We start from the raw sequence: 22,242 nt of genomic DNA on the forward strand, positions 1-22,242 counted from the left end.
TGATTTCCGGGGCAGGGTTGTTGATAATGGTCCGATCAACGCTGTACAAGCGAAAACATTGACGGCGCGCCAGGATCGGCAGGGCGCGACGCGTAGAATCATTTTTTTACCAGCGGACAAGCGACTTTGCGCTCTGATAAACCCATCTCAAATCTGGAATTCTGGTTATATCGTCATTACCGCAGCGTGCACGGGTTACGCATCGCAGTGGCGTTTCTGTGTGCGTTTCTGCTTGTCCGCGTCACGGGCATTCCCGAAGGCACCTGGCCTCTGATTACCCTGGTTGTGGTGATGGGGCCGATCTCAACCTGGGGAAACGTCTTCCCGCGCGCCATTCAACGCATTGGCGGAACGATTGCCGGGTCAATCTCTGGTCTTATCGCCCTCAGGCTGGAGATGATTTCGCTGCCCGGCATGCTGGCATGGTGCGCAGTGATCATGTTTATCAGCGGCTATCTGACGCTGGGGAAACACCCTTACATGGCATTGCTGATTGGCATCACGCTGTGCGTGGTTGTAGGCGCGCCAATGGGGGATTTCACCGTGGCGATGTGGCGCGGTGGCGATGTCATTTTAGGATCGTTACTGGCGCTGTTATTTACGGCCATCTGGGCGCAGCGTGCGTATATTCACTGGCGTATTCAGCTGTCAGATACGCTGGCAGAAATGGCCAAAATCTACCATGCGGGGTTTTCCGCCAACCTCGTGGAAAAGCCCCGGCTGAACAAACCGCTGGGCAAACTGCTCACCAGCGTGGTGAAAATGCGTGCCCTGCTGGAGCCGTCCAGTAAAGAAACCCGCATCCCAAAATCAGTGTTTGAAGCGATACAGACGTTGAACCGTAATATGGTGTACACCATTGAGATGCAAATTAATGCCTGGTGGGCATCACGCGAAAGTCATCTGATCATGCTGAATGCTCCGACGTTACGCCGCACGCAGGAGATGACCGAAAACGCGCTGCGAACCTTATCGGTCATGGCTGTGAAGGGGGAAACCTACGACATCATCGCGGCCAATCATGAGTTAACGGAAATCGTCAAAGAGCTTAAGCAGTTGATCGCTGACGGGAGTGACCGTCTGGAAGAAGCGCCGATTTATGGCTATGTCTGGCTGAGTCTGGAGCTGGCGAAGCAGCTGGAACGCATGACGGATTTGATGCGCCTGGCGCTGCGTAAATAATCACCTCAGACAATGACTTAATGCGAAACCCGGTTTTTTTGCGCTAAGATAAGAGCCAGTCCGAATTTAGCTGTGAGAATTGCCCACAAGGCTGGCTGGCCGCTAAGCTGATCGTTTTGACTCTCTCCCTGCTTTAGCAGGCTTAAAGAAAGGTGCCATCATGGAAAATGCCAAGCAATCATTTCAGGACGTACTTGAGTTTGTCCGTACGTTCCGCCGCAAGAACAAACTGCAGCGTGAAATCGTCGATAATGAGAAGAAAATTCGTGACAACCAAAAGCGTGTGCTGCTGCTGGATAACCTGAGCGAATACATCAAACCCGGCATGAGCGTTGAGGCGATTCAGGAAATCATCGCCAGCATGCGTGCTGACTATGAAGATCGCGTGGATGAGTACATCATCAAAAACGCTGACCTGTCTAAAGAGCGCCGCGAGCTGTCTAAAAAGCTCAAGACCATGGGCGTGGGCGAGACGAAAACGCCATAAGGCAACGCGTATTATCGCGGATAACCAGCCCGCTCCAGCCATCCTGTTGGGCGGGTTTTTTTGCGTCCGCGATCAGCGGGACAGCTTGCGGGCAATCTGCTGTAACTGACGGGCCAGCGCGGATAAGTCTGCGTCTTTGCTGGCTGGCGCGGCGGTGGTTTCCCGCACGACCAGTACCGGCTCCAGCGTCCGTGATGCGACCGCTTCCCCCTGCAGCGCGGCCAGCGCCTGCTCCACGCTCGTGGCACCCAGTTGCTGGAGATCCTGACGAATCGTGGTCAGCGGCGGCTGGTACCAGGCGCTTTCTGCCGTGTCATCGTAGCCGACAATGGAGATTTCAGCCGGAATCGCCACGCCATGCTGATGCAATGCCCGCATGGCACCCAGCGCCATTTCATCATTCGCTACCAGCAGCGCCTGGGGCAGCGCGTCCGGTAACTGAGACAGCATAGCCTGGTAGCCCGACTGGGCACTCCAGTCGCCGCGCAGCACACAACAGGGAGACAGACCGTGCCCGGCCAGCGCCTGGCGCCAGACCGCTTCACGCTGACGGGCCGATACCGAGCGAACCGGACCATTCAGCAGGCCGATGTGCGTATGTCCGAGCGCGACGAGATGCTCAACTGCGGCCCGCGCCCCTTTTTCATTGGAGTACTGGCAATGAGACACAACGGCGTGCGGTTCAGCATCCAGAAACAGTACCGGTTTTTTGCCACACAGATGACGGATTTTTTCCGCGTCGGCGGCCTCAAGCGGCATATTAATCAGCACGGCATCAACGCGCTGCGCCATCAGTTCATTCACCGTGGCTTCGGCATCGTCCGCGCTGTCCATAGCAATCACTAAATGGTAGCCGGCTCTGGCAGCGCGCTGCTGTATTGCCGAGGCAATCTGCGCTGGGGCCATTAACGCCAGATTGCTGGTGGCCAGGCCAAGGGTCCGTGTGGCTTTACCCGCTAACTGCTGCGCAACCCGATTGGGAACGTAGTTGAGCTGTTGCATCGCCGCTTCCACTTTTTCGCGGGTACGGGGAGAAACCTGCTCAGAGCGATTAAGCACACGAGAAACGGTTTGATAGGAAACGCCCGCCAGTTGGGCAACATCATCAAGGGTCACAGAGCGGGACGTCATTCTTCCTCCAAAAGATGAGGCAGCGAGTGTAACAAATTTCCGTTACCCACGCGTCGTGCAACGGCGTGGCTGCGTGCTCATCACATCCGTGTTTAACGGTTCTGTTGATAGATCTGCAGGTTGACATTGACCGCGTTCAACAGCGGTGCAGTGATGCCATGACGGCTGGCACGTAACAGCAGGTCGCCAATGATCGGGTCGGCTTCAATCGCAAAGCCCTGAGTCAAATCACGATACATTGAGGAGGTCATCGGCGTCGACGGGTCGTTCAGCAGCGCGTAGATTTTGGCGGTCACGGCCGGGCGCGGTTGGTAGCCCTCAGCACAGATAATCTGCAGCACTTCGCTATAAATGCCCTGAAGCAACATCTCGCCGCCTGGCTGGTTCAGCACCTGTTGCGTATTCCCCCGCGCCAGGCAGCACACGGCGCCGAGTGTGCTCAGCAGCAGCCATTTTTCCCATAATTCACCGATAATATTGTCGGTAAAAACTGTGTCGACAACGCTGCTGCGAAGGGCAACATCAACCTGCTGAAGCCGGGCATCATTATTACCATCCAGCGCGCCGTAACAGATCTGGTGCAGAGGCGTTAACTGCACCACATGGCCCTGGTCGTTCAGCGTGGCGTTAATTTTGCAGAGCCCACCGATCACCCTGTCGGCACCAAAGTGGGTGACCAGCGTATCGATATGCCGCATGCCATTCAGGATCGGCATGATCAGCGTGTGCGGACCGACAGCCCGCTCAATGTCCTGGATGGCCTGATCCAGACCGGTGCTTTTGACCGTGATGATGATTAAGTCGTAATGCGTGTCCAGGCTGTCGGCAGTGATCAACGTCGGATGCAGCGTTTCCTGCCCTGATGGGGTCTGCAGCACCAGGCCCGTTTGTTGTAACTGACGGAAACGGCCTTCACGGACCAGAAAGGTCACATCCTGCCCGGCCTGCATCAGCCGCGCACCAAAATAACCGCCGGTTGCACCCGCACCTACCAGTAAAATACGCATCCCTTTTCCCTCTGTTAAACGCGCCTGTCCAGATGCAGGACAGAAAGTTTAGTTATGCGTTAAAACCCATTCTGCCCGCAAGCATTATTACATTCCGCATGGGCACAGAATCGCGCATTGATCGTGTTCCATTGAGCGCGACCTATGTCAAAAATCTTGAATATAGTGCTTAAGTATATTCACTATCCCTCATGACATGGCTGGCGTAACCTTATTTCATCGATGTTTATCATGCGAAAGCACCCGTCTTTCGCCAGGAGATGTTACAGATGAAAAAGATTGGTTTTCTCTCATTTGGCCACTGGACGCCCTCGCCGCAGTCCGCCACGCGTTCTGCCCAGGATGTGTTGCTGCAATCTATCGACCTGGCCGTCGCAGCGGAAGAACTGGGCGCGGATGGGGCCTATTTTCGTGTGCACCACTTCGCCCGTCAGCTCAGCTCGCCGTTCCCGCTGCTGGCTGCGGTCGGTGCACGCACCAAAAAAATTGAAATAGGGACTGGCGTGATCGACATGCGCTATGAAAATCCGCTTTATATGGTGGAGGATGCCAGCGCTGCGGATCTGATTTCCAACGGTCGCTTACAGTTGGGACTGAGCCGTGGTTCACCCGAGCAGGTGATTGATGGCTGGCGTTACTTCGGCTACGTGCCGCAGGAAGGCGAGACGGATGCGGACATGGGCCGTCGCCATACGGAAGTGTTCCTGGATGCGCTGCGTGGCGAAGGCTTTGCTAAACCGAATCCCCAGCCAATGTTCCCCAATCCACCGGGCTTGCTGCGTCTTGAACCGCTGTCGGAAGGCTTACGTGAGCGTATCTGGTGGGGCTCGGGTTCCAACGCCACCGCAGTATGGGCAGCGAAAATGGGCATGAATCTGCAAAGCTCGACGCTGAAAGATGATGAAACCGGCGAGCCGTTCCACATCCAGCAGGCCAAACAGATTCGCGCCTACCGTGATGCCTGGAAAGCGGCAGGGCATCAACGTGAACCGCGGGTTTCCGTCAGCCGCAGTATCTTCGCGCTGGTGAATGATATGGACCGCGCCTACTTTGGTCGCAGTGGTCAGGATCAGGATTCCGTCGGTTTTCTGGATGAGAAAACCCGCGCCATTTTCGGTCGCAGTTACGCGGCTGAACCCGAAAAGCTGATCAAACTGCTGGCAGAGGATCAGGCGATTGCCGAAGCGGATACCTTGCTGCTCACCGTGCCGAATCAGTTGGGCGTGGAATATAATGCCCATGTGATTGAAGCGATTCTGAAGTATGTCGCTCCTGAATTAGGCTGGCGTTAAACGCTAACTGATTCTGTGAGAATAAGGCCCCCGCGCAGTCCGGATTGCGCGGGGTTTTTCATTCTTTTCCATCCTGATGTCCTGTCTTCTCTCCCGGTTACGTAGCAGTGAATACCGTTTTTTTATTTTAAAAAACTATTTCGTCGCGACACAATTTCTTATTAAGAATAACTCTTTCGGATTTATCTCAATAAAATCATGCGCGTTGTAAATTAATTGACATGAACTCATGTTAATTTTATTAATGAGTAAAGGGCGTAGAAAGAATCGTTGCCTGATTAACTATCCCTAATTGCTGCGTGAATAACGCAGTCATCTTTTTATTTCCACTTTATAGCGAACAGAAATGACAGGCCGGTGCTTATCCTGAATTTAAGATGGCACTGATGCTGACGAAATGTCTCAGCCTGGCGATGTGCATCGTGCATTTTGTCCCACCCCAAACTAACCGGAAAAAAGAATGGCGATCGATATTTATTTGAAAGTTGAAGGCACCACAGGTGAATCACAGGACAGTAAACATAAAGGATGGACCGACGTACTCTCATTTGAGTGGGGGGCTTCACAACCCGGCAATATGGCTGTTGGCGGCGGTGGTGGCGCAGGAAAAGTGAGTTTTAACGATCTGCGGATCAAAGCCTTAATCGATAAATCCACGCCAGCCATTCTTAAATACTGTTCCAGCGGAAAGCATGTTTCAAAAGTTGAACTGTCGGTTTGCAAAGCTGGCGGTAGTCAGATTGAGTACACGAAAATTGTGCTGGAAGATGTTCTGGTCACCGCAACGAATTTCAACGGTATCGGGCAAAGTGACACTATTGTTGTGGACTATGCCTTTCAGGCATCTAAAGTTTCTACCAGCTATTGGGAGCAAAGCGCCAGCGGGACTAAAGGTGCGGAAAGCAAAGCCGGTTGGGATATTAAACAAAATAAAGAGAGCTGAGTTAATCTGCCCGTAAATATAAAGGTGAAAAATGGCTATTGATATATTTTTGAAGATAGACGGGATTGAAGGTGAGTCGCAAAATGCGAATCATAAAAAATGGATTGATGTACTTTCATTTGACTGGGGCGCGCAGCAGCCAGGGAATATGGCCGTTGGCGGCGGTGGGGGAGCAGGTAAAGTAAATTACCGCGATTTAACCGTTGAGGCCTTAATTGATAAGGCCACGCCTGCATTAGTGAAATATTGCGCCAGTGGTAAACATCTGCCGAAAGTTCAGCTGTCCGTTTGCAAGGCGGGTGGACAGGAAGTGGAGTATACCCGCATCACACTTGAGGATGTCCTGGTGACACAGACTGACTTCACCGGCGTCGGGCACGCGTCAACACTGGGTATGCAATATTCCTTTCAGGCCAGCAAAGTGGCACTGGAATACTGGGAACAGGCTTCTCAGGGAACGAAAGCCGCTTCTGTACAGATGGGCTGGGATATTAAACAAAATAAAGAAAACTAATGACTTCGTCGGGCGGCATCAAAAAGTGAGGGCGTTATGGCATTTCCAAAAGTGAGTCTTATTGAGGGCCTGACTACGGACCCTCGTTTTAATCCTGCGGGTTCCGCTAACTTTCTGTCCAAAGAGGTGCTTGATGAAGCGCTGATTTTAGTCAGATCGTTTGAACCAGCGGAAATCGCCCGGCTGAGTAAAACCGATACCAGCCAGATTGCTTATGCGATGTCGAATTATAAAGAAGATAATAACCGTCGTTATAAAACCTGGAACGAAGAGTCGGCTTCAGTCAGGAGGCCTGGCGGAGAAATTCGGCACCTTGACAATCGTATTGGCGGCGTCAGAGTTCAGCAGGCAAGTTCGATTGCTACAGGTGCGATATCAAGCTCTACTGGCGCTACAGGTGTGGTTTTATGGTCCGCTTACCAGGGTCTTGGAAGTATTATTGGACGGGGCTCTCTTCCTGTACTGGCGGCACTCTTTTCTGCGGTAGGCGTCTACTTCGTCAACAAAAAAACCGTTGCCGTTAATCAGATGGCTGCCCATATCAAAGCACTTGCGGATCTCTTTAATACTGCACATGAAGCCTTTGAAGACTTCAAAACAGAAGCGGAGCGTAAACGCGCTAATTTTAAACCCGACGATCAAATGCGTACGCCCCTCACCTTTGAGCAAACCGTGGCATCCCATAACGCCTGGCCCCAGGATCATGCGCGGGACATGACGCCCATCCTTCAGCAATTTATCCGCCATGAATATCAGCGTGTGGAGCTGTATGGCACAAGTGCCGAGTTTGTGAAGGTTTTTTTTAAAAACCAGGCACCCCTTTCTATTTCACGCACGCAGTACAGTAATCTGATTAACTTAAAATTCCCGTAAGGAATGGCGAAAAGCTGTCTGAAGGCAACGCTATTCAGACGGCAAGCCCGCTTAGCGTGCCGGACGGTGAATTCACGTCTTGATAAAGGTAAGCAGACTGACCACCTTACCGGTTAAAGCATACGCCCTGGATTTTGCGTTTACCGACTCACTTCTCAGATAAGTTACCCTGCGCGGATAAAGGTTATCCCGCGCTTTTCCGCCCGGGTAAACGGTATTGCTTTGCGCCTGCCAAAAGTCAGGCTTCAGGTCCCACCATTCACATCAACCATTCGCGCATACGGCGTGTCAGTTGGCGCGACGTATGCGTTGGAGGCGCATTAACAGTCGGCCGCAGGGCCGGACGGGACAGACAGCAGAATATTGTCAACGTTATGCGAGTTAGCTTCCAGGTCCTGACTTGTTGTCATCCGCTAAAATCGTTATGGTTTACAAGCGTTTGTCAGACCCGATAGCGGGACCAGCCCAGTAAGAAAACCTCCCGATATCAGCGCGTCGGCACTCTTTTAACTCATTGATGTCTTGCAGATATAAACAGTAAGCGGGCTGTCTGAAGGCGCAAACCCGGTGCTGGTGCACCAGAAGCAGATACAGCCTCATCCGGCCTGTATCGCGTCAAATGGCCTCGCGAATGATGGACTCACCTTATTGACCAGGAGCTTGCAAATGACGATGAATGCCCGATCTTCTGACGCTGCACTTACGGCGGCCTCATTTAAAACCCAGCGACATTATACAGTTGGTTATGTACCTAAATTCGGGGACACCAGCACACCTGCGCTGAACATTAGTGGCAAATGGTTACGTGAGTTGGGATTCGAGACGGGGACGAAGGTAAGGGCAGAGATCAGCAAGGGCTGTATCGTGTTGCAGGTCGAGACACCGGAGTCATAAGAGAACCTTTCCCGAGCGCGTTAAGGGTTGTGTTGCTCTCATCACCGTTTATAGTTACAGAATCAACCGCCCCGTTTAAGGAGCCTGACATGCCACATTACTGTTTTTTCCAAAAGGGTAAGCAGATTGTCGTGCTGGAAAAATCGTCTACAGACAACGCTACCCAGCTCATTGCGCAGGGCTATGAAAAGCAATTTGAGGAGGTGAGTGCGTCCAGTGAGAAAAAGGCACTCGCTCGCTTTGCGGATATTCGCCGACGTAACCAGGCGGATTACGAGGACTTCCTGGCGGGGGCGGCAACGATGCCGATCATCGATGGCTTACGCGCGGTAGCGGGTTTTATCGTAGGTAAGAAGTAGCGCAGCCGGAGCAGCGCCTGCGTTAAGTTCCCTGCGCTGTAACGCGACCTGGATTGTTGCGTATTTCACGCCATTCCCAAAACAAAAAGCCCGCTCAGGTTTCCCTGAGCGGGCTTCTCTAAATCTGGCTCCTCTGACTGGACTCGAACCAGTGACATACGGATTAACAGTCCGCCGTTCTACCGACTGAACTACAGAGGAATCGTTTGAACGGGGCGCATATTATCGACGTCGTGCAGGCTTGTCAAAGCTCTTTTTAATAAAAGTGTCTGATTGCTGAAATACTCGCCAACTCTGTGCGCTGTGCCGTATCGCTAACCCTAACAAGCGGCTTCACAGGGTTTCTTATTGAGTAAACAGAGACCCCACTCCGCGTAAAATTTCGCCTTGGACTGGGCAGTGACGATTGTTCTTTATGTTCGTCACATTTATTTCATTTTTAGTTTGAAATGCTCATAAATGGAATTTAAATTTCATTTCAACTTTCGCTGTCCGCCCGGAGTCCAAATGAACAAAGTCAGAATCGGCATGATCGGCAGTGGCTACATTGGCCGCTGTCATGCGATTGCTTATGCCCAGGCCCCTGCGGTGTTTGCGTTAAAAGGGGAGATTATCCGTGAGATGCTGGCAGAGGTGAATCCGGAACTGGCGGCAAAGCAGGCCGCCACCTTTGGGTTTGCCCGTTCAACCGGTGACTGGCGTGAGCTGGTGTGCGATCCCAATATTGATGTGGTGGATATCTGTGCGCCCAATTTTCTGCATAAAGAGATGGCGCTGGCTGCGATTGCTAACGGTAAACATGTCTATTCCGAAAAGCCGCTTTCCCTGACCGTGGCGGATGCCCGGGAAATGGTGGAAGCCGCGGCAAAGGCCGGCGTGAAAACGCTGGTGGGCTTCAATTACATGAAAAACCCCACCAGTCAGCTGGCGAAAGAGATTATTGCCCGAGGCGAAATCGGCGAAGTGGTGCACTTTTATGGCACGCACAATGAGGACTATCTGGCAAAACCTGACACTCCGCTCGACTGGCACTGCCAAAAAGCACTGGCCGGACTGGGCGCCCTGGGCGATCTGGCTGCGCATATCGTCAATATGGCGCATTATCTGGTCGGCAATATTGTGGAAGTCAGCGGCGATATGATGACGGTCATCAGGTCGCGTCCTGACCCGAAAGATCTCAGTCGTCAGTTACCGGTTGAAAACGAAGATCAGGCCAGCGCATTGCTGCGTTTCCAGAACGGGGCGCACGGCGTGATTGAAACCTCGCGCATTGCCTGCGGAGCCAAGATGGGCCTGACCTATGTGGTGACGGGCACTAAAGGCACGCTGCGCTATACGCAGGAACGGATGGCAGAGCTTGAACTCTATCTTCATGATGAACCCGCAGGGCGTCAGGGCTTCAAAACGATTCTGACCGGGCCTGCTCATCCGGATTACGCCAGTTTCTGTGTGTCAGCAGGCCACGGTATCGGCTTTAACGATCAAAAGACCGTGGAAATACGCGATCTGATTAATGGCGTCGCCGCAGGCGATCGTATGTGGCCGGATTTTGCCGAAGGTTTGCAGGTACAAAAGGTGCTGGAGGCGATTGCGCTGTCCGCCACAGAACGGTGCTGGCAGGAAGTCTGATAGTAGTTACAGCATACTTTAATGCACAGACGGGAACCTGTGCGCCTGCGGACAGGCAGGCGCACGTTGTTATCAGCAGTCAGACGCTTTGTCCCACCACAGCTTGTCCATCGCGTAATAACGGTCACGCTGGCTCACCGGCTGTGACAAATCCCGCTCCCAGGGCTTCGCCAGAATGTAGTGCAGGTTCTTCACCTCTTTACATTCCCACAACGTATCGTGCTGAAAACGAAGCGTTTTTAGCGCGTTATAAATATAGGAAAGGGGCAGCCATTTATCTTTAAAAGCTTCGTTGAGCAAGTCCTGTTCTGAAAAGGCATAGGCGCGCAGGTCATCAATGGCGGCAATACGCGCTTCAAGATCGTTAAAGACAGTCTCATCCGGTTCCAGCACCAGGAATCCACCGTTCAGGTAATAATCCACATGAGCCGGCGGCGTCTGCTCGCGCTCCTGCCAGGTATAGTGGCAGAACTCGGGCTCCCAACTGTCAGGATAGGACTCAATTTGGTTAGGATTACAGCGGCAGGCGTGGCAGGCGGCCAGCACGAAGTCACCCAGGTCCAGTGTAAACAGTTCATCCATATTCTTTAAGATGAGCATGTCAGCATCCAGGAATACCACGCGCCGATACTCGGTCAACTGCCAGGCGCGCAGCTTAGTCCAGACCTCGCCAAAGCGTTCAGAAGCATAGTGCTGATTCAAATCATTGTCCGGATAAAGCGGATCAACCCGGCGGATAATACAGCCCTCATCCCTGAGGGCTTCACACTCGCTGTCACTGATAGCATTGGTGGCCATCACAAGCAGTGGCCAGCGTGTTTTCGTCTGTTGCAGTGATCGGTGCAGCGCTTTCACGCCCACCAGATAATCCGGTTGTGTCAGTAACGTTACCCAGGCAAACATAACATCCCTTTTTTAAATTAGTTAAACAGTGCAGCGGTATAGTCGTTGCTGAAGCGGTGGTGCGGATCAAGTTGTTCACGCAGGGCGCGAAAGCGGTCCCAGTGCGGATAAAGATCCCGCCAGTGGTAGAGCGAGGCATCGTAATATTTACCCCAGTGCGGACGCCCACCTTCTTCGGCCAGCAGTTTCTCCACCTCGCTTAAAAAGTGCAGGCCGGCCTCAGAAAGCGATCCATCATCTGCGTAATAAACGACAAAGCCAAAGAAGCAGGTGGGCTGGTCGAAGGCGGGGCTCAGCCAGGCGGATGAGGCACCGGTGCAGCGCAGGATAATCGGATAGTGCATGTGCGGACGATTTTCGGCATACCAGCGTTTGATCTTGCTGATGATCGCCGGCGTGCGCGCCAGCGGAACGCCAATCTCAACGTTGATCTGCGGCACGGCGATACCGCGACAGAACAGTTGGTAGATGTCGCCTGTGACATCGGTAAAGTCGCGAAAGCGAGTCACAGTGCGGAACTGTTTGCCGCCTTTACCGTGAATCTGCGTATCGCGATGCATGTGCTCCAGCGTCTGTTCGATAGTATCGTTCAGGCTGTCATCACCTTCATCGGCATGTTCTACTACTTCGCGTCCCGACTGCTCGTAACGCTGGATCTCATCGTAGCTGGCCTGATGTGCATTCCAGACGTGCATGATGTTATCGTCAACAAACCACCAGGCCTTACTGAGTGCATAATCCTCATTCCAGCGCAGCAGATCGCTTTCCAGGTTGTCCGCCGAAACCGCATTCTTGTGGCAGGTGAAGATGCGGAACGGTTGGGTGCGCAACGTCACTTCGGTCACGATGCCCAGGGTGCCGAGCGACACCAGCGCCGCCGCAAAATCGTCGTCACCGCGCGACAGCTCCCGTATGGATCCGTCGCTCAGCACCAGACGGATCTGCTCGGCTTCGTCCGCAATGGAGCTTTGCTGCAGACCCTGGCCGTGCGTACCGGTTGCCATCGCACCGGCCAGCGTCTGCACGGAGATCACGCCCGGCGAAGAGGCCAGCATGCGGTCCATGTCTGTCAGGGTGCTGTAGATCTGTTCGAGCGGTGTGGCGCCTGCAAACGTAACGCTGTGAGCATCGCTGCGGAGCAGGCCGGTAAAGGCGCTCAGATCCAGCAGCAGATCGTCGGGATGCACAGCCAGCATTCTGCCGGGTGAGTAGGTTTTGCCAATAACGCGCACTGTGTTGTGAGTGTCGCGCAGTAACTGCTGCAAAGCCGCCTCATTGGCAGGGCGTTTTACCTGCTGTTGTGTACCAATCGGCGCGTTTTGCGCCCAGTTCCAGAGTGTATTGTCATGAGGTTCACGCTGCGTCTGGCGAAGCGGATAAAGGCTGGCGTCTCTGCTCAAGCTGCTTTCCTTACTTAAGTGATATTGTTATTACCACTTAAGCATAGACTATCCTTTTCAGCGCTCAGGACGCGTGGCGTGAGCATCTGATGTAGCGCAGCGTTGCCGTGACGGCGAGCTGGCGATTACGACGGATGATCTCGTCTTCATTTTTGTCCCGACTAAACAGCGTATTGAAGGTGAATCGGTTGGAGACCTGATGCACACAAATACTGCTGATCAGGCGATGCACGTCCAGGGTCTCGATCTCTTTGATGAACAGTCCCTGCTGCTGTCCCCGGCTCAGAATATCATCCAGTAAGTCCAGCGCACTGCGGTTCAGCTGGCTCAGACGGGCAGACTGCGAGATGTAGCGGCCGCGAGACAGGTTCTCCATACAGATCAGACGCACAAAATCCGGGTGGGAAACATGGTAATCGAAGCTGGCTTCAACCAGTTTTATGATGGCCTGCTCAGGGGCGAGCGAGGCCAGATTCAGGCCAGTTTCATGCTCCCTGATCTGCTGGTAAACCTGTTCCAGCGCATCGATATAGAGTTGTTCCTTATTGCCAAAATGGTAAACCACCATTCGTTTAGTCGTCTGGGCATTTTCAGCAATTTGCTCAAGACGGGCGCCTTGCATACCAAACTCAGCAAAGGTCGTCAGTGCGCTCGCAAGAATGCGCTTTTTAAGTCCTTCAGGATCATTTTTGCGTTTCGTAGTGTCTGACATAGTGCTTAACAGGGTGCCCGGTAACGAGAAGGTGAGGGCAAGATGTTACCACAGCGGATCAGGGCTGTTACTTATACCGAGAGCAAATGAAGATTAATCAGTCTGTTCTGACGTCGCACGGGAAGCCGTGTCACCTCGGTCACGGCATTAAAGCGTTTTCAGGATCATACCGATGGCGGCCAGCAGCATGATAACGCCGACCGATTTAAACATGATGCGCTGTGCACGTTGGCTGGTCAGTAATGCGCGAACGCTTACTGCCGCCAGAATAAACATGGCCCCGACCATCAGCAGTACCGCTGCGGTAACGGGCACCAGTCTGGCTGCCCAGAATGTAAAGGATATGCTCTCCAGCGATATCACAAGCGGTAATATGGCCAGATAAAACGCGATTGTTTTCGGGTTGCCCAGTGTGATGGTCAGGCCTGACAGCCAGGCAGAAGTCAGTTGCTTGTGCGTCACTTTTTGGTCCAGCGTGATGGAATGCGGCTGATAAGACCAGAACTGCCAGGCCAGAAAAGCTAAATAGAGCGCCGCAGCCCAGTTAATCAGTGTAAACAGTCCGGTATAGGTATGAGCGACAACGGCCAGGTCAAACACGGCGAGCGTCAAATAAAATAAATCGCCCATTATCACGCCTGCAAGCGCAGCCAAACCCGCCAGAGAGCCCCCGTTAAGGGTACGGGCCACGATCGCTGTCATGCCCGGGCCGGGAATGGCCGCGGCCAGACCCAGCGCCAGTATATAAGGCAGTAATTCTGTTATCGCAGGCATCGTCTTTCCTTCATAAATGTTATGTCGGGATAAAATCCAGACAGGCTGGCCATGAAAAGCGGCACGACGAGGACAACCCGGACTCGTCTGCCGCCTTAATCTGCCCTGTCCGGCCATTTCTTTTGATCTGCACCTTGTACAGCACCTGAAAACAGTATGTCCTGGCGAGACAGAAATAGGCTGTCTCAATCACATTCATTTATCGTATTCTTTGCAAGAATTAACCTCATAAACGAAATGTAGTGAAAGGAATTGACCGGTATGCTGCTTGATAAGACAGAAATGAAAATCCTGCGTGTTTTACAGGACGATGCCCGTATTACTAATCAGGAACTGGCTGACAAGATTGGTATGTCTGCCTCACCGTGCTGGCGTAAAGTGCGCAGGCTGGAAGAGCAGGGCGTCATTCAGGGGTACCGGGCTGTACTGGACCGCAAAAAAATCGGCGCCGGGGTCATGGTGTTTATTCGGGTGGTTATTGATTGCCACAGCGAGGATGAGGCAAAAAAATTCGAGCAACAGGTCACGGCGCTGGATGATGTGGTGGCCTGCTACAGTATCGGTGGTGATGCCGATTTCCTGCTACAGGTTGTGGCGAGCGATCTCGAAACTTATGCGGAGTTCGCCATGTCTGTAGTACGCAGATTGCCGCGCATTAAAGAGATGCAAAGTATGTTTGTGCTTAAAGAGATCAAACCGCTGACCGCTTATCCGGTTAAAAATACACACTGATATGACCGGCTGAATCTTATGCAGCATGTGTGATGCAGCCGGACTCAGCCGCATTAAACGTAGCGTTGACGCGACAGTTATAAAGAGCAGGAAATGACGGAAAAGCCGGGGTGCCATAAAAGGCGTTTTGATGTCTCTGGCGTGGGCAGAGGTAATATCAGGCGACACAATGGGCATTCATTCCGCGAAACTCTGCGCCTTTATCGCTGTGATTTGAAAAACACGCCATTGACCATGGCGTGTTAATGGTTCAGAAAACAAAATGCTGTTTTAAGGAGCCCGCCCGATTTTTTTCGTGCCTTTCGTGTAGTAAAGATTGTGGTATTGACCATTTGAATAAATCACCACGAATCTGCGCGCGCCGACATAAGCGCCAAAACTGTTTTTTGCATTAATCACGCCGGGGATGACCCAGCCAAACATCAATTCTTCTTTATCTTCGGGCACATTCATTACCCAGGTATATCCTTTAAAAGGTTTAAAAAAACGATAATGCGCGCTGTAAGGATCTTTCAAATGATAATAAAACGTATTTTTGACATCCGTTTTATAAGTGTCTGGCAGCGTACCGTAACTGGCAAGCTGCACTTGTAGTGGATCGGGTTCATGAGAACGGGCTACACATCCTGTCAACATCATCGTTAAAGCAAAATACAGCACACGCTTTCTCATTAATCGCCTCAAGGGTTAATATTTTTGTTATAAGGCGAAACACTAGCACCCGACGTATATTTTGGTCTATAAACCGTTGATAAACGAGTGTTTTATATTAGCGAACAGCGAGTGAGTGGTTTAATACTGGAGAGCGAAGCGGTTTATCTTGACAACCCGGTGTTGACTGAAACGACTGTTCGGGCGCAGAGAGAGTTTAAGAGACTAACAAAAACCCGCTCCGGTTTCCCTGAGCGGGTTTTTCTAATCTGGCTCCTCTGACTGGACTCGAACCAGTGACATACGGATTAACAGTCCGCCGTTCTACCGACTGAACTACAGAGGAATCGTGCTACAGGGCGCATAGTAATGGACTGATCTTACTGAGTCAAAGCGGTTTTCGCGCCGGACAGTCTGTTTGCTGAAGGATTCAGCATTCTGGTTGTTTCAAGCGCAACTTTGCGCATTCCTGCTCTTCTTCATCCATAAAATGGTTTTATCACAGCACCCATGCCGGACAGGTGAGTGCGACCCGCATCATCGTTGCCTATGCAATGAAGGAAATGGATTAGCCTGACCATCCTGTTCCAGGCGGCCCATGATGACAAAGCCCAGCTTTTGATAAACGTGCATAGCCTGCTTTTGTTCATTCACGTCGAGTGCATTCGCGCCACAGGTTTCCACAGCATATCGGTAAGCGATAGCGTGCTACGTCTTCCTTACCACAGCCACAAACGCACCGCACAAGGCTGGCGTTGCGCCATCCACGGACGTAGTATGCAGCATTCGTCCCTGTAGCTTGTCTCAAACACTCTTTATCACAGGTAATATCGTCATGGCGTTGATTCCAAAAAACTACTCACGGCTTGAAAGTGGCTACCGTGAGAAAGCCCTGAAAATCTATCCATGGGTTTGTGGGCGCTGTTCGCGCGAGTTTGTCTATTCCAACCTGCGTGAATTAACGGTTCATCATATTGATCACGACCACACCAATAACCCGGAAGATGGCAGTAACTGGGAATTGCTGTGCCTGTACTGCCACGATCACGAACACTCGAAGTATACGGAAGCTGACCAGTATGGCACCCGGGTTGTGGCGGGTGAGGACGCGCAAAAAGACGTGGGCGAAGCCACCTATAATCCGTTTGCGGATTTAAAGGCAATGCTGGATAAGAAAAAGTAAGACTGAAGGCCCGGACGTGACCTTTGCGTTCGTGCCTGACAGCGGTCAGACGCGCATCCGTTTTTATGCGCCTGCTATCCACTCCCTCTCTGACTGTTCGCACCTTATACCCCAGGGGCAAAGCCCTTCCGCACGAGGCTGAATCAACAGCCTGGTGATGTCGTTCGCCTCATAGTGCAAAAGTGCAGCATGCCCGTTGATATGCTCACCTGCCGCGTACTCCGTTTTAAACAGCTATGGTTAAAGGGGCACCGTCGACCATGGAGAAGTGAATGAACGAGCAACTGCAAGCACAGATTGCCGCAAGGCTGGCGTTGACAGCCGGACAGCGGCAACAGACGCGCACGGCGCTGAGTCAGGGTCTGCCAGCGGAACCTGATTCTCGACGCGCACAGCGTTATGCCTTTCAGCAACGCGCCAGACAACAGGTCATCATCGGCACGAATGATTTGCTGCCCGTCTCTTTTTTGCAGCAGGGGCTGAGCGCCTCCAGGGCGGTGGCACTGGTCAGGGAAGATGGCGTACCCAAAGGCAGTGGGTTTTTAACCTGGGGCAACCTGTTTGTCACGAATCACCATTTGCTACCTGAACCGCCTGAAAAAGGCCGTATTACGCTTCAGTTTGGCTACCGCCAGGGGGAAGCGGGTGAGATGATTCAGGGACGTCTTTTCAGTGTGGATGCGGAACGCTTCTGGCTCACCAGCCCGACCGAAGCATTGGACTGCACGCTGATCGCGTTAGGCGACGCGCTTGACGACAGTGGCGAGCAACCGCTGCCGCTGGCGCTCAATGACCGCAACGATAAACATGCGTTGGGCATCCACCTTAATCTTATCCACCATCCCGGCGGTGCGCCGCAGCAGGTCTCGCTGCGCAATAATGCACTGTTAGCCCGTCATGAAGAGTTTTTGCACTACGAAGCCGACAGCGAAGGTGGCTCGTCGGGCGCACCCGTTTTCAATGACAGCTGGCAGCTGGTGGCGCTTCATCACGGCGGCGTGGAAGAGAACGGAAAATGGGTCAATGAAGGCATCCGCATCAGCGCGCTTACCGACTGGCTTAAAGGCGCGCTGCCGACGTTACCTGAAGCCTGGCAATCGTCGCTGATGCAGGCGCTCAAGGCTGAGCCCGCAGCGGAACAGGTGCTGCCCAGTGCCGCTGCACCCGATGAAAATTATGCTAATCGCGACGGTTATCAGGCGGGCTTTCTGTCGGGCACGCATGTTGATGTCGCCGGGATTATCGCGCCACGCGCCAGTGAAGTCGCACCGCTGCGTAATGGGCGCAGCGGTGCAGAAGCCACGCTGGATTATGAGCACTTCTCGCTGATCATGAGCGCAGGGCGGAAGCTGGCCTTTTTCACAGCCACCAATATTGATGGTGCGCGCTACATCAATATTGACCGCGGCAGTGGACAACCTTCGCTGCTCCCTGAAGGCGACCGCTGGTATGAAGACAGCCGTATCGACAGTCGCTATATCACCGGCCAGGCGTTCTATAGTGAATTCAGCCGCTGGTTTGATCGGGGCCATCTCACCCGCCGTAGCGATCCTACCTGGGGCACCGCGGCCGAAGCAGTGCGCGCCAATAAAGACACGTTTCATTTTACCAACTGTTCACCGCAGCATTTTCGCTTTAACCAGAGTGTGCAGTACTGGCAAGGTGTTGAGCGCTACATCCTGGAATATGGTGTGTTAAAAACCAAACAGCAGATTAGCGTGCTGACCGGACCGGTACTTAACGATCAGCACCGGCAATACGGGAACTTACAGGTGCCGCTTATGTTCTGGAAAGTGGTACTGCGCATCGGGCCGCAGGGCACGCCGCAGGCCACCGCACTGCTGGTCAGTCAGGATAAGTTGCTGGACGAACCGCGCCGCGTACTGCCGCTTCAGCAGCCGGAAGCGGTCCCGCAGGTGGACGAATACCGCGTTTCGATTCGTTCACTGGAAACACTCACCGGGCTTGATTTCAGCGCGTTCCGCGACTGGGACAGCTGGCAACCCGATCCCAGCCTGCTGGCCGATCCTGTGCAGGCAAAGCTGATTATGAGCTGGTCTGAGGTGTTATAAAGGGACGGCGGTAATCGGCTGAATGTAAGGGACATCACACTGCCCGTTCTGTTGTTCCGAACGGGCAGCATTCGTAGATTGTCATCACTGACGTGTCGGCCGACTTGCCCGCCAGCAACGCCCTGAGCAGTATGCCAGCCTGAGATTCAGCCGGACGATCGCTGCATGTGTTCGCGGTTCGCCCTGTCTAAACCATGACATTAACCCGACGGGTTAACCGCGCCACTGGCGGCAAGAAGACAGTAAGCCGATGCCGCGACCTGTCCCGGCATCGGGGCAGACAAGGCCTACGCCAGCAAACCGTGTGGATCCAGGACATATTTGGCGGCCACGCCGGCATCAAAGCTGGCATAACCCTCGGCCGCCTGTTCAAGGGGCAGCACTTTGGCGTTCACAATTTTCGCGATGGGTAACCGGTCATGCAAAATTGCATTCATGAGCTGGCGGTTATATCGCAGCACTGGCGTTTGTCCGGTGTGCAGGGTTTGCGCCTTTGACCAGCCCAGGCCAAACTTCAGGCTCAGGGATCCTTCACGGGCTGCCTGCTCCTGAGCGCCCGGATCGTCTGTTACATACAGTCCCGGAATACCAATCTTACCGGCCACCCGGGTGACAGCCATCATGCTGTTCAGGACAATAGCCGGCTGCTCTTTACCCGAATGGCCCCGCGCTTCAAAGCCGACCGCATCAATCGCCGAGTCGACTTCCGGCACACCGATGATATCCGCGATCATTTCACCCAGGCGATCGTGTTTGCTCAGGTCGACGGGCACAAAGCCCATTTTTTCTGCATGCGCCAGGCGATCCTGATTGAAGTCACCAACCATAACTACCGCTGAACCCAGAATTTGCGCTGAGGCTGCCGCCGCCAGGCCAACCGGGCCCGCGCCCGCGACATAGGTCATCGAACCGACGCCCACGCCCGCCGTGACCGCACCATGAAAGCCAGTCGGCAGAATGTCTGACAGCATGGTCAGATCCAGAATTTTTGCCAGCGCCTGATCCCGGTCAGGAAACTTCAACAGGTTAAAATCGGCATACGGCACCATGACATATTTTGCCTGTCCGCCAACCCAGCCGCCCATATCGACATAGCCGAATGCGCCGCCAGCGCGTGCCGGATTAACCGTCAGGCACACGCCGGTATCCAGTTCCCGGCAGCAGCGACAACGTCCGCAGGCCACGTTGAAGGGGACAGAGACAATATCTCCCACGTTAAGCATTTCAACGTCGGTGCCTTTTTCAATGATTTCACCGGTAATTTCATGCCCCAGCACCATGCCCGCCGGTGCGGTGGTGCGTCCACGTACCATGTGCTGATCGGAGCCACAGATATTGGTCGACAGCACTTTGATGATGACCGCGTGATCGATTTTTTTACCCGCGGGGCTGACGAATTTCGGATCGGCAATATCCATCACTTCAACCTTACCGGGCCCCTGATATACCACACCTTTATTGGAAGCGTTTCCCATAGTAATGTCCTGTCTGGCTGATTAAGAGGTCTGTCTGGCAGCGCGGTATCATGCATGTAGGGTGAGGTACTTACCGGTCTGCAAAGGCAGTGTAAGCAAGTCAGTGGTGCTTAAATGATCTGACAACGACATCGGGACGGGAAAAAACGCAGAATGGCGACATCGACAGAAATAATAAAAACAGATCGCCATTGTGCAATAAAGCCTGTCCGGACATCCTGTCGAAAATAAATAAAATGATTTTATTAAAAACGACCTGTAATTATCTGTCGGCGACAACGTCGCTTATTATTATATAGGCTTTTCCTATGCCGTTATTTCACGTCAGACAGTGCTATGATAAAAATGAATTAGCTCACGCGTGTTGAATTCATTTTTTTTCAGGCGGTCAGGTTTTAATTAAGGGTTGCAATAACCCGGCATTTACGAAATAACGCGTCAGAATATCGTGCCTGAATACCCTGCGATCGTTATCGCCAGAGGATTACCGTATCGCTGACGGTTATTTCTGGCATGTCGACCGCAATATATCATCAACCGCAATGGTCGCTGAGTGTTAATCATTACGTAGAAGGAACAGGACAATGAATATTGTTACGCCCGCGTCGCCCGCTACGCTCAGAAAGGTAACCGCCGCTGCCGCTATAGGTAATTTTGTCGAGTGGTTTGATTTTGCCGTTTATGGTTTCCTGGCCACGATTATTGCCCAAAACTTTTTTTCACAGGCACTTCCGCAAACTGCCTTATTACAGACGTTCCTGGTGTTTGCCGTGGCGTTTGCCTTGCGGCCATTAGGTGGGGTGATATTCGGTATGCTGGGGGATAAATACGGGCGTAAACGTATCTTGTCGTTGACGGTACTCATGATGGCGGGCGCGACCACGCTGATTGGCCTGCTTCCGACCGACAGGCATCTGGGGATCATGGCCCCGATGCTGCTGACGCTGGCCCGCTGTATTCAGGGATTTTCGGCAGGAGGGGAATATGCCGGAGCCTGCGCCTATGTGATGGAGCATTCACCGCCACGCAAACGCGCCTGGTACGGAAGCTTTATTACGGTCTCGACGTTTTCTGCTTTCGCGGCTGCGGCAGTTATCACTTTTCTGTCAGATGCCGCGCTGGGCCAGGATCAGATGCGCGCGTGGGGCTGGCGTATTCCTTTTCTGATTGCGGCCCCGCTGGGGCTGGTGGGGATTTATCTGCGCATTCGTATGGAAGAGACGCCTGCTTTCCGGGCTGCACGTCGCGAAGAGGCGGGAACACATGCGGCACTTGCTGACACGTTACGCCAGCAGACAGGAAACATCCTGCGGCTGGGGGCCTTTATCGCCTTAACCGCGCTGACGTTTTATATGTTTACCACCTACTTCTCTACCTTTCTCCAGTTGCAGGGCCACTTCAGTCGGGCCTCGGCCTTGCTGGTCTCCTTCCTCGCGCTGCTGTTTGCGGCGGGGCTCTGTCCGGTAGCGGGAGCGCTTTGTGACGGGATAGGCAGAAGAAAGACGGTGGCTGTCACGGGCGGATGGGTGATCGTAAGTGTCTTACCGGCCTGGTGGCTGGCCAGTTCGGGCCCGCTCTGGGCCGCCATCCTCGGGGATATGCTGTTAGCGACGGGGGCTGTGTTTTCGGGCGTCGTGACGGCCGCGTTACTCTCCGAAGTCTTCCCCACGCGGGCACGGTATACCGCCTCTGCCATTACCTACAATCTGGCCTATACGCTTTTCGGCGGCACCGCACCGCTGGTGGCAACCTGGCTCATTGACTACACAGGCAATACGCTGTCACCGGCCTTTTATCTTGTTGCGGTCGCGGTGCTGGCGCTGGCGGGCGGGCTGAGCTTGCCCGAAACCTCACGTATTTCTTTGCAGGATGACGCCGCACATCCGCATTCGCGGCAACAGGGTGCGGTAAAGCACGTGGGGACGGTCGCCCGCAAGGAGCCGGTGTGAGGCATAAAGGTCACCAACCGGGCACCCGCCCGGGTTATCTTCTGATGGCCTCGCTGGCGGCGCATAAAACTGCGACATAA

Annotated in this window: 21 protein-coding genes and 2 tRNA genes; 13 read left to right on the forward strand and 10 right to left on the reverse strand. The window is 53.3% G+C overall.

Annotation, left to right across the window (positions count from 1 at the left end):
• Positions 1-126 precede the first annotated feature (126 nt).
• Positions 127-1,182 (forward strand): FUSC family protein, encoded by a 1,056-nt coding sequence (locus tag RAC90_RS00380; RefSeq protein WP_033740425.1) that lies wholly within the window; start codon positions 127-129, stop codon positions 1,180-1,182.
• 160 nt (positions 1,183-1,342) lie between these two features.
• On the forward strand, positions 1,343-1,669 hold the full coding sequence (tmaR, locus tag RAC90_RS00385) for a PTS system regulator TmaR (protein WP_033740422.1): 327 nt from the start codon (positions 1,343-1,345) through the stop codon (positions 1,667-1,669).
• A 72-nt stretch (positions 1,670-1,741) separates the two neighbouring features.
• Here tmaR and RAC90_RS00390 read toward each other — a convergent pair whose 3' ends face one another.
• Entirely contained in the window at positions 1,742-2,800 is a 1,059-nt protein-coding gene (locus RAC90_RS00390) for a LacI family DNA-binding transcriptional regulator (RefSeq protein ID WP_324030366.1), read from the reverse strand.
• A 92-nt stretch (positions 2,801-2,892) separates the two neighbouring features.
• Positions 2,893-3,807: a ketopantoate reductase family protein gene (locus RAC90_RS00395; protein WP_375123810.1), complete on the reverse strand. Its 915-nt coding sequence runs from the start codon at positions 3,805-3,807 to the stop codon at positions 2,893-2,895.
• Positions 3,808-4,076: 269 nt separating this feature from the next.
• Here RAC90_RS00395 and RAC90_RS00400 point away from each other — a divergent pair, with 269 nt between their 5' ends.
• From RAC90_RS00400 to RAC90_RS00425, 6 genes are all read left to right on the forward strand, one after another.
• Entirely contained in the window at positions 4,077-5,099 is a 1,023-nt protein-coding gene (locus RAC90_RS00400; protein WP_054633503.1) for an LLM class flavin-dependent oxidoreductase, read from the forward strand.
• 460 nt (positions 5,100-5,559) lie between these two features.
• Positions 5,560-6,042 (forward strand): type VI secretion system tube protein Hcp, encoded by a 483-nt coding sequence (locus tag RAC90_RS00405; protein ID WP_039338087.1) that lies wholly within the window; start codon positions 5,560-5,562, stop codon positions 6,040-6,042.
• 31 nt (positions 6,043-6,073) lie between these two features.
• A complete protein-coding gene (locus RAC90_RS00410) occupies positions 6,074-6,556 on the forward strand; it encodes a type VI secretion system tube protein Hcp (RefSeq protein ID WP_033740412.1) in 483 nt (160 codons plus the stop codon).
• A gap of 36 nt (positions 6,557-6,592) precedes the next feature.
• A complete protein-coding gene (locus tag RAC90_RS00415) occupies positions 6,593-7,429 on the forward strand; it encodes a hypothetical protein (protein WP_375123811.1) in 837 nt (278 codons plus the stop codon).
• A gap of 666 nt (positions 7,430-8,095) precedes the next feature.
• Positions 8,096-8,323: a SymE family type I addiction module toxin gene (locus RAC90_RS00420; protein ID WP_054633506.1), complete on the forward strand. Its 228-nt coding sequence runs from the start codon at positions 8,096-8,098 to the stop codon at positions 8,321-8,323.
• An 89-nt stretch (positions 8,324-8,412) separates the two neighbouring features.
• Positions 8,413-8,682: a hypothetical protein gene (locus tag RAC90_RS00425; protein WP_033740406.1), complete on the forward strand. Its 270-nt coding sequence runs from the start codon at positions 8,413-8,415 to the stop codon at positions 8,680-8,682.
• Between the two features lie 125 nt (positions 8,683-8,807).
• On the opposite strand, the gene RAC90_RS00430 is transcribed toward RAC90_RS00425, so the two are convergent.
• Positions 8,808-8,883, reverse strand: a tRNA-Asn gene (locus RAC90_RS00430).
• Positions 8,884-9,189: 306 nt separating this feature from the next.
• Here RAC90_RS00430 and RAC90_RS00435 point away from each other — a divergent pair.
• Positions 9,190-10,311 carry a Gfo/Idh/MocA family protein gene (locus RAC90_RS00435; protein WP_172912959.1) on the forward strand — a complete coding sequence of 374 codons (1,122 nt, stop codon included), beginning with the start codon at positions 9,190-9,192 and terminating at the stop codon, positions 10,309-10,311.
• Between the two features lie 72 nt (positions 10,312-10,383).
• On the opposite strand, the gene RAC90_RS00440 is transcribed toward RAC90_RS00435, so the two are convergent.
• From RAC90_RS00440 to RAC90_RS00455, 4 genes are all read right to left on the reverse strand, one after another.
• Positions 10,384-11,214 carry a glycosyltransferase family 8 protein gene (locus RAC90_RS00440; RefSeq protein WP_033740405.1) on the reverse strand — a complete coding sequence of 277 codons (831 nt, stop codon included), beginning with the start codon at positions 11,212-11,214 and terminating at the stop codon, positions 10,384-10,386.
• A 17-nt stretch (positions 11,215-11,231) separates the two neighbouring features.
• Positions 11,232-12,614, reverse strand: coding sequence for a D-arabinono-1,4-lactone oxidase (locus tag RAC90_RS00445; RefSeq protein WP_033740403.1), 1,383 nt, complete (start codon positions 12,612-12,614; stop codon positions 11,232-11,234).
• A 64-nt stretch (positions 12,615-12,678) separates the two neighbouring features.
• A complete protein-coding gene (locus RAC90_RS00450) occupies positions 12,679-13,326 on the reverse strand; it encodes a TetR family transcriptional regulator (protein ID WP_006119781.1) in 648 nt (215 codons plus the stop codon).
• A gap of 147 nt (positions 13,327-13,473) precedes the next feature.
• Entirely contained in the window at positions 13,474-14,100 is a 627-nt protein-coding gene (locus tag RAC90_RS00455) for a LysE family translocator (RefSeq protein WP_375123812.1), read from the reverse strand.
• Between the two features lie 261 nt (positions 14,101-14,361).
• On the opposite strand from RAC90_RS00455, the gene RAC90_RS00460 reads away from it, so the two are divergent.
• Positions 14,362-14,832: an Lrp/AsnC family transcriptional regulator gene (locus RAC90_RS00460; RefSeq protein WP_006120213.1), complete on the forward strand. Its 471-nt coding sequence runs from the start codon at positions 14,362-14,364 to the stop codon at positions 14,830-14,832.
• Between the two features lie 270 nt (positions 14,833-15,102).
• Here RAC90_RS00460 and RAC90_RS00465 read toward each other — a convergent pair whose 3' ends face one another.
• Positions 15,103-15,504 (reverse strand): hypothetical protein, encoded by a 402-nt coding sequence (locus RAC90_RS00465; RefSeq protein ID WP_054633511.1) that lies wholly within the window; start codon positions 15,502-15,504, stop codon positions 15,103-15,105.
• Between the two features lie 249 nt (positions 15,505-15,753).
• Positions 15,754-15,829: transfer RNA gene (locus RAC90_RS00470), tRNA-Asn, on the reverse strand.
• Positions 15,830-16,318: 489 nt separating this feature from the next.
• Between RAC90_RS00470 and yajD the strand changes: the two genes are divergently transcribed.
• Positions 16,319-16,666, forward strand: a complete 348-nt coding sequence (yajD, locus tag RAC90_RS00475) for an HNH nuclease YajD (protein ID WP_033740398.1) — start codon at positions 16,319-16,321, stop codon at positions 16,664-16,666.
• Between the two features lie 272 nt (positions 16,667-16,938).
• The gene (locus RAC90_RS00480; RefSeq protein ID WP_375123813.1) at positions 16,939-18,738 is read left to right on the forward strand and encodes a DNA/RNA non-specific endonuclease; all 1,800 of its coding nucleotides are present in this window, start codon (positions 16,939-16,941) and stop codon (positions 18,736-18,738) included.
• A gap of 287 nt (positions 18,739-19,025) precedes the next feature.
• Here the strand turns inward: RAC90_RS00480 and fdhA are convergent, their stop codons facing one another.
• The gene (gene fdhA, locus RAC90_RS00485) at positions 19,026-20,213 is read right to left on the reverse strand and encodes a formaldehyde dehydrogenase, glutathione-independent (RefSeq protein WP_058708382.1); all 1,188 of its coding nucleotides are present in this window, start codon (positions 20,211-20,213) and stop codon (positions 19,026-19,028) included.
• Positions 20,214-20,797: 584 nt separating this feature from the next.
• On the opposite strand from fdhA, the gene RAC90_RS00490 reads away from it, so the two are divergent.
• Complete coding sequence (locus RAC90_RS00490) at positions 20,798-22,162, forward strand: MFS transporter (RefSeq protein WP_054633514.1); 1,365 nt, start codon at positions 20,798-20,800, stop codon at positions 22,160-22,162.
• Positions 22,163-22,242 lie beyond the last annotated feature (80 nt).

Origin of the sequence: Pantoea sp. CS_6, from assembly GCF_041954745.1 — a bacterium.
Taxonomy (GTDB): domain Bacteria; phylum Pseudomonadota; class Gammaproteobacteria; order Enterobacterales; family Enterobacteriaceae; genus Pantoea; species Pantoea stewartii.

What these genes read in the sequence shown, in the direction of transcription:
- tmaR (WP_033740422.1), top strand. Translation starts at nt 1,343, where the DNA reads ATGGAAAATGCCAAGCAATCATTTCAGGACGTACTTGAGTTTGTCCGT.
- RAC90_RS00390 (WP_324030366.1), bottom strand. Translation starts at nt 2,800, where the DNA reads ATGACGTCCCGCTCTGTGACCCTTGATGATGTTGCCCAACTGGCGGGC.
- RAC90_RS00395 (WP_375123810.1), bottom strand. Translation starts at nt 3,807, where the DNA reads ATGCGTATTTTACTGGTAGGTGCGGGTGCAACCGGCGGTTATTTTGGT.
- RAC90_RS00400 (WP_054633503.1), top strand. Translation starts at nt 4,077, where the DNA reads ATGAAAAAGATTGGTTTTCTCTCATTTGGCCACTGGACGCCCTCGCCG.
- RAC90_RS00405 (WP_039338087.1), top strand. Translation starts at nt 5,560, where the DNA reads ATGGCGATCGATATTTATTTGAAAGTTGAAGGCACCACAGGTGAATCA.
- RAC90_RS00410 (WP_033740412.1), top strand. Translation starts at nt 6,074, where the DNA reads ATGGCTATTGATATATTTTTGAAGATAGACGGGATTGAAGGTGAGTCG.
- RAC90_RS00415 (WP_375123811.1), top strand. Translation starts at nt 6,593, where the DNA reads ATGGCATTTCCAAAAGTGAGTCTTATTGAGGGCCTGACTACGGACCCT.
- RAC90_RS00420 (WP_054633506.1), top strand. Translation starts at nt 8,096, where the DNA reads ATGACGATGAATGCCCGATCTTCTGACGCTGCACTTACGGCGGCCTCA.
- RAC90_RS00425 (WP_033740406.1), top strand. Translation starts at nt 8,413, where the DNA reads ATGCCACATTACTGTTTTTTCCAAAAGGGTAAGCAGATTGTCGTGCTG.
- RAC90_RS00435 (WP_172912959.1), top strand. Translation starts at nt 9,190, where the DNA reads ATGAACAAAGTCAGAATCGGCATGATCGGCAGTGGCTACATTGGCCGC.
- RAC90_RS00440 (WP_033740405.1), bottom strand. Translation starts at nt 11,214, where the DNA reads ATGTTTGCCTGGGTAACGTTACTGACACAACCGGATTATCTGGTGGGC.
- RAC90_RS00450 (WP_006119781.1), bottom strand. Translation starts at nt 13,326, where the DNA reads ATGTCAGACACTACGAAACGCAAAAATGATCCTGAAGGACTTAAAAAG.
- RAC90_RS00455 (WP_375123812.1), bottom strand. Translation starts at nt 14,100, where the DNA reads ATGCCTGCGATAACAGAATTACTGCCTTATATACTGGCGCTGGGTCTG.
- RAC90_RS00460 (WP_006120213.1), top strand. Translation starts at nt 14,362, where the DNA reads ATGCTGCTTGATAAGACAGAAATGAAAATCCTGCGTGTTTTACAGGAC.
- RAC90_RS00465 (WP_054633511.1), bottom strand. Translation starts at nt 15,504, where the DNA reads ATGAGAAAGCGTGTGCTGTATTTTGCTTTAACGATGATGTTGACAGGA.
- yajD (WP_033740398.1), top strand. Translation starts at nt 16,319, where the DNA reads ATGGCGTTGATTCCAAAAAACTACTCACGGCTTGAAAGTGGCTACCGT.
- RAC90_RS00480 (WP_375123813.1), top strand. Translation starts at nt 16,939, where the DNA reads ATGAACGAGCAACTGCAAGCACAGATTGCCGCAAGGCTGGCGTTGACA.
- fdhA (WP_058708382.1), bottom strand. Translation starts at nt 20,213, where the DNA reads ATGGGAAACGCTTCCAATAAAGGTGTGGTATATCAGGGGCCCGGTAAG.
- RAC90_RS00490 (WP_054633514.1), top strand. Translation starts at nt 20,798, where the DNA reads ATGAATATTGTTACGCCCGCGTCGCCCGCTACGCTCAGAAAGGTAACC.